Origin of the sequence: Nonomuraea zeae, assembly GCF_005889725.1 — a bacterium.
In the GTDB taxonomy this organism is placed as follows: domain Bacteria; phylum Actinomycetota; class Actinomycetes; order Streptosporangiales; family Streptosporangiaceae; genus Nonomuraea; species Nonomuraea zeae.
This window is the reverse complement of sequence record NZ_VCKX01000516.1, coordinates 1-4,753: the sequence shown is the minus strand read 5'-3', so window position 1 is coordinate 4,753 and position 4,753 is coordinate 1. Positions and strand designations below refer to the sequence as shown.

General features: G+C 73.7%; 5 protein-coding genes. 3 read left to right on the top strand and 2 right to left on the bottom strand.

Translation table 11 applies throughout. The features are described from left to right. The coding region (locus tag ETD85_RS60310) for a 5'-3' exonuclease (protein WP_138698770.1) at positions 1–778 on the bottom strand (778 nt) is incomplete at its 3' end. Positions 779–944: 166 nt separating this feature from the next. Further along, complete coding sequence (locus ETD85_RS60305) at positions 945–2,156, bottom strand: PP2C family protein-serine/threonine phosphatase (protein ID WP_138698768.1); 1,212 nt, start codon at positions 2,154–2,156, stop codon at positions 945–947. A gap of 158 nt (positions 2,157–2,314) precedes the next feature. Here ETD85_RS60305 and ETD85_RS60300 point away from each other — a divergent pair, with 158 nt between their 5' ends. The 3 genes from ETD85_RS60300 to ETD85_RS60290 all read left to right on the top strand — a co-directional run. Continuing rightward, positions 2,315–3,409: a M24 family metallopeptidase gene (locus tag ETD85_RS60300; RefSeq protein ID WP_138698769.1), complete on the top strand. Its 1,095-nt coding sequence runs from the start codon at positions 2,315–2,317 to the stop codon at positions 3,407–3,409. A gap of 74 nt (positions 3,410–3,483) precedes the next feature. After that, positions 3,484–4,248, top strand: coding sequence for a protein phosphatase 2C domain-containing protein (locus ETD85_RS60295; protein WP_138698767.1), 765 nt, complete (start codon positions 3,484–3,486; stop codon positions 4,246–4,248). A 60-nt stretch (positions 4,249–4,308) separates the two neighbouring features. Next, positions 4,309–4,753: ATP-binding protein (locus ETD85_RS60290; RefSeq protein WP_138698766.1), on the top strand; the 445-nt coding region annotated here is incomplete at its 3' end.

Sequence of the window (4,753 nt, the reverse complement as noted above, 5' to 3'; positions counted from 1 at the left end):
CGTCGGGGGCCACGGCGACGACGGCGGGGGCGGCGCGCAGGTAGTCGCGGGCGGCGCTCAGCTTGGTGCGGCTGCCGGCCGGGAAGCCGTCGGTCTCGCCCGCGTCGAGGGCCTCGATCAGCGCGCCGAGCGAGCCGAAGCGGGTGATCAGGGCGGCCGCGGTCTTCTCGCCGACGCCCGCGACGCCGGGCAGGCCGTCACTGGGGTCGCCGCGCAGGGTGGCGAAGTCGGCGTAGGCGCGCCCGGGGATGCCGTATTTGGCGGTGACGAACGCCTCGTCCACGATCTGCAGGTTGCGGATGCCGCGCGCGGTGTAGAGGACGCGGACCGGGCGGGCGTCGTCGACGAGCTGGAACAGGTCGCGGTCGCCGGTCACGATGTCCACGGCGCCGTCGCCCCGGCCGGCGGCCTGGTGGGTGAGCGTGCCGATCACGTCGTCGGCCTCGTAGCCGGGTGACTCCAGCCGGGCGATGCCGAGGGCGTCGAGCACCTCCTCGATGATCGCGACCTGCGGGACGAGGGTGTCGGGGATCTCCTCGGTGTTGCCGTGGGCGACCCGATGCGCCTTGTACGTCGGGATCGCCGCCACCCGGAAGGCGGGCCGCCAGTCGGCGTCCATGGTGGCCGCCAGCTCGGCGGGGGAGTGCTGGCGCACGAGGGTGGCGATCATGTCGATGAGGCCGCGTACGGCGTTGATCGGCGAGCCGTCCGGGGCCTTGATCGACTCCGGGATGCCGAAGAAGGCGCGGAAGTAGAGGGATGGGGTGTCCAGAAGCATGAGCACGCGTCTATGGTCGCACCCCTGACGGATCCCCGCTGGCCGCCACCGGTCGGCCCAGCGCGGCTGCCCTGCCCTGCCGTGGCGGACGTGCGCCGGTCGGCCCCGCGTGGTTGCTCTCGCGCGGTGGGCCCGGGCCTGCTGTCGTCGCCCGGCTGCCGGTCGGTTACGCCTCGCCCGGGGCGGCCATGCTCACCGCCAGCAGGCACGCGTCGTCCTCCGGATTGGGGCCGCCGATGTCGGCCAGCAGGTGGTCGAGCCCCGCGTCCAGCTCCCTGGCCGGTACGTCGCGGGCGGCGTCCAGGGCCAGCGCGAGGCCGACGTCGATGTCCCGGGTGCGCCGCTCCACCAGCCCGTCGGTGAACATCAGCAGCAGGTCGCCGGGCTGCAGCCGGGTGGTCGCCAGCTCGTACGGCCGGCCGGGCGCCGCGCCCAGCAGCACGCCCCTGGGCTGCGGGAGCTGGCTGGCGACGCCGTCGCGCACCAGGATGGGCGCCAGGTTCCCGGCCTGGCTCCAGGCGAACACGCGGGTCTGCGGATCCAGATGGCCGAGGATCGCGGTGGCCGTGGTGTCGGTGAGCTGGTGCATGACCAGCTCGTTCAGCCAGGCCAGCAGGTTGTTCGCGGGCCGGCCTGTCATGGCCAGGCCGACGAGCGCGTGGCGGAGCTGGGCCATGTGCGCGATCGCGGGCAGCCCGTGGCCGGAGACGTCGCCGATGGCCAGCAGCAGGCGGCCGTCGGGGGCGGGTGCGGCCTCGAACCAGTCGCCGCCCAGGTTCGCGGTCTTCTCGGCGGGCACGTACCGTACCGCGATCTTGGCCTGGGGCAGGTCGAGGCAGCCGGCGGGCTCGGGCAGGATCGCCTCGCGCAGGGCCAGCATCACGTGGCGTTCCTCGGCGGCCTGCTCGCGCGCCTCCAGGAGCTGGCGGCGCGACTCCGACATCATGCGCTCGGCCCGGCGGCGGCCGGTGATGTCCTGGATGACGCCGTGCATGCCGGTGGGGCCGCCGGGGGCCATCAGCGGTTCGAGCACGACCCGCAGGTCGCGCAGCTCGCCGGAGTTCGCGCCGCGGCGGATGCGGAACTCGGCCTGTACGGGCTGGACCCCCTGCAGGGCGGACCACAGGAGCCGGTCGAGCGCGCCCACGTCCGCGGGCTCGACGTGCTCGGCCAGGTCGGCCAGGGAGATCGGGCCGGCCTTCGGGTCGCGGCCGAAGATGGCGTAGACCTGGTCGGACCAGATGGTCTCGCCGGTGTGCAGGTGCCACTCCGCCCAGCCCATGTTGCCGAGCCGCTGGGCGTGCGCGAGCCGGGCCGCGAGCAGCTCGGCGTCGGTCTCGTGTCCGAGCAGCTCGGCCGCGCCTATGACGTCGACCATGGTCTCACTCTCATAGTGCAGTGGATCTGGACAATTGACCCCACACTACGTGATCAATCTTGAACGGAGTGTAGCGATGGCTTTCTGCGTTGTGAGACCTTTTCGCGGATTTTAGGCGGCGGGCTCCGGAGTAGATTGTGCCTGTGACGTCCTCAGACTTGTATCCCGTGTCCCGTCTCGCCGCCGCGCAGGAGGCTACCGCCAAGGCCGGGCTCGACGCCCTGCTGCTGACTCCCGGGCCCGATCTGCGTTATGTGAGCGGCTATGAGGCCAAGCCGCTGGAGCGGCTGACGTGCCTGGTGGTGCCCGCCTCCGGCGAGCCGTACATGATGGTCCCCCGCCTGGAGCTGCCCGCCGCGCAGGCGTCGCCCGCCTCGCGGCTCGGGCTGGAGTTCGTGGCCTGGGACGAGACCGACGACCCGTACGCGATCGCGGCGGCCAGGCTCGGCCGGGCGGCCAAGGTGGGACTGGCCGACCGGATGTGGGCCATGTCGTCGCTGCGCTTCCGTGAGGTGCTGCCGGAGGCCGAGCAGGTGCTGGCCGGCAGCGTGCTGCGGGAGCTACGGATGCGCAAGTCGGCGGCCGAGGTGGCCGCGTTGCGCGCGGCGGGGGAGGCGATCGACGCGGTGCACCGCCAGGTGCCCGAGCTGCTGCGGGCCGGGCGCACGGAGCGCGAGGTGGGCAGGGACATCGCCGAGGCGATCCTGGCGGCGGGCCACGAGACGGTCGACTTCGTGATCGTCGCCTCCGGCCCCAACGGCGCCAGCCCGCACCACGACGTGTCCGACCGGGTGATCCAGGCGGGCGAGCCGGTCGTGGTGGACATCGGCGGCCAGCTGCACAACGGCTACTGCTCCGACTCCACACGCACGTACAGCGTGGGCGAGCCGCCCGCCGACTTCGCCGCCTACTACGAGGTGCTGCGCCGGGCCCAGGACGCGGCCTGCGCGGCGGTGCGGCCCGGCGTGTCCTGCGAGTCGATCGACGCCGCCGCCCGCGAGGTCATCGCCGAAGCGGGTTACGGCGACTACTTCATCCACCGCACCGGGCACGGGATCGGGATCGAGACGCACGAGGAGCCGTACATCGTGGCCGGCAACGACGAGCCGATGGAGCCCGGGTTCGCCTTCTCCGTCGAGCCGGGCATCTACCTGCCGGGCCGGCACGGGGCCAGGATCGAGGACATCCTGGTGTGCACCGACACCGGCGGCGAGCGCCTGAACAACACGCCGCGCGAGCTGGTGATCGTCTAGGCGCGACCGGCCCGGCGGGTCCCCGTGGTCATGGCGTCACGATCGGGGGCCGCCGTTGTGGCACAGTCGCTGTCATGTTCGCGGAGATCACGTACGCCACCCGGCCCGGGTCGGAGTGGCCCAACGAGGACCTGGTGATCGCCGGGCCGTCGTGGATCGTCGTGCTCGACGGGGCCACCGCCGCGGCCGGGGTGGACAGCGGCTGCGCCCACGACGTGCCGTGGCTCGTGGGGCGGCTCGGCGGCGCGCTGGCCGAAGGGCTGTGCGCCCACGGCGGGGCGTCGCTGGCGGACATCCTGGGAGCGGCCATCGAGCGGACGGCCTCGGCCCACGGCGCCGCCTGCGACCTGGGCAACCCGGACTCGCCGTCCTCGACGGTGGCCATGGTCAGGAGCGGCCGTGATCGGCTGGAGTACCTCGTGCTGGGGGACTCGCCGGTGGTCTTCTCGCTGGTGGGCGGCGGGGTCCAGGTGGTGAGCGACGATCGGCTGGAGCGGCTGCCGGGCGGGCGGCCGTACTCGGTGGAGCTCGTGCGGCGGATGCGGTTCGCGCCCGGCGGGTTCTGGGTGGCGGGCGCCCGCCCCGAGGCGGCCCGGCACGCCGTGTGCGGGGCCGTGAACCTGCGGGGCGTGCGCGGGGCCGGGGTGTTCTCCGACGGCGTCGCGCGGCTCGTCGAATGGTACGGCTGGAGCTGGGACGACGTGCTCGCGGCGCTGGCCGGGCAGGGGCCGGCGGCGTTGATCGAGGCGGTGCGCGAGCTGGAGAGATCGCGTGGTCCGGTGCGCGGCAAGCCGCACGACGACGCCACCGCCGTGTGGGGGCTCCTCGAGGTCCGCTGAGGGTGTATCAGGCGGGGACCGCGCTGCTCTGGATTTGAGAGGGCGGCGGAGGGAGCGCGCATGTTCGTCGGCAGGACTGCGGAGATCGCCCTGTTGCGGGCGGAGTTGCGGGCCGCGGGCACGGGAGCCGCCCGGAGGGTCGTGATCGAGGGGCCGGAGGGGATCGGCAAGTCCGCGCTCATCCACCACACGCTCGGCGGGGAGGCGGGCGTGCGGGTGCTGGTGGCCAGCGGCGAGGAGAGCGAACGCCAGCTCAGATTCGGAGTCGTACGCCAGCTGGCGGAGGGCGCGTCACGTCAGCTCGCGGAGGATGCGGCACGTCTGCTGGCGGAGGACGCGACGCAGCAACTCGCGGAGAGCGCGGTCCAGCGGCTCCCGGAGGGCGGGACACGGCAGCTCGCGGAGGGCGCGGTCGTGCGGCTCTCGGAGGGCGGGACACGGCAGCTCGCCGATGGTCCGGCACGGCAGCTCGGGGAGGGCGGGGGCCAGCGGCTCACCGAGGGTC

Excerpts from the sequence above, each read along its gene's own strand:
- ETD85_RS60305 (WP_138698768.1), bottom strand. The coding sequence starts at position 2,156 with ATGGTCGACGTCATAGGCGCGGCCGAGCTGCTCGGACACGAGACCGAC.
- ETD85_RS60295 (WP_138698767.1), top strand. The coding sequence starts at position 3,484 with ATGTTCGCGGAGATCACGTACGCCACCCGGCCCGGGTCGGAGTGGCCC.